The sequence below is a fragment of the Microbacterium umsixpiens genome, from assembly GCF_053543675.1.
In genome coordinates this window covers 2263-3425 of the sequence record NZ_JBLVOH010000172.1, presented here as the reverse complement: position 1 = coordinate 3425, position 1163 = coordinate 2263, and the positions used below count along the sequence as shown (strand labels likewise).

General features: G+C 71.2%; 1 protein-coding gene. It reads right to left on the bottom strand.

Going from position 1 to position 1163, the window contains the following annotated elements:
• Positions 1–1037 (bottom strand): bifunctional transcriptional activator/DNA repair enzyme AdaA (locus ACNPM4_RS16640; RefSeq protein WP_448986421.1); only part of this gene is annotated, 1037 nt, incomplete at its 3' end.
• Positions 1038–1163: the final 126 nt, after the last annotated feature.

The following is a 1163-nucleotide window of genomic DNA, read 5'->3' as shown; positions in this document are numbered from 1 at the left end:
GCCTCGGTGAGCGCGATGAGCGCCGTGCGGGCGGCGACCACCGTGATCTGCTGCCCGATCATCGCGCGGATGAGCATCTCGTGCGGGTCCGCCGAGCCGGGAACCCGCATGCCGGGCGTGCGGGCGACGAGCGGGGCGAGCTCGGGGTGCACGGAGAGCGCTTCGTCGATCGCCAGCGGATCGGCGTCGAGGTCGAAGATGCGGCGCACGGTAGCCACCAGCGGCGCCAGATCGCCGAGGCGCGCGACTCGAGCCCGCAGGTGCAGGCGTTCCGACGCATCCTGACTCACCTCGAACCAGGCGGGACCGCCGGCCATCCGCAGATGCCGGGAGAAAGACGACGCTGTGGTCTCTTCGACCCCGGGTACGGCGCGTGCCGCCATCCAGGTGAAGATGCCGCTCGCGTCGAGCGGACCGCGGTACGGCAGGACGAGGTCGATGGCGCCGGGAACCGCGGACGCCGGCAGACGTCGACGCGCCCTGAGCTCGCCGGGGGCGAGGCCGAAGACCTCGCGGATCGTGTCGTTGCACTGGCGGATGCTGGCGAAGCCGGCCGAGAACGCCACATCGGAGATCGGCATGTCGGTGCCGACGAGCAGCATCCGCGCCGTGTGCGCACGATGCGCCCTGGCGAGGGCGAGGGGCCCGGCACCGAGTTCGGTCGTCAGCAGACGGGTGAGGTGCCGGCTGGAATACCCGAGACGCGCGGCGAGCCCCGGCACCCCCTCGCGCTCGACGACGCCGTCGGAGATGAGTCGCATGGCCCTGGCCGCGACGTCACCGCGGATGTCCCATGCCGGAGACCCGGGGGCGGCTTCGGGGAGGCAGCGCTTGCAGGCGCGGTACCCGGCCTCGTGTGCGGCCGCGCTCGTCGGATAGAACGTCACGTTCTGCGGTTTGGGTGTGCGTGCAGGGCAGCTCGGACGGCAGTAGATCCCGGTCGAGCGCACGGCCGTCACGAACTGCCCGTCGAAGCGGGTGTCGCGCGCGCTGATGGCACGGTAGCGCTCGTCGAAGTCGATCACGGGGAAGCTCATGCCTCCACCCTGCCACGCACCACCGACCTCGACTGGCGGAAATCGGACATCGCTGTGGGCCTCAAGACCGAACCCCCGAGCTGACACGAAGCCCCGTCACAACGCCGAGACCCCGACCTGCACACG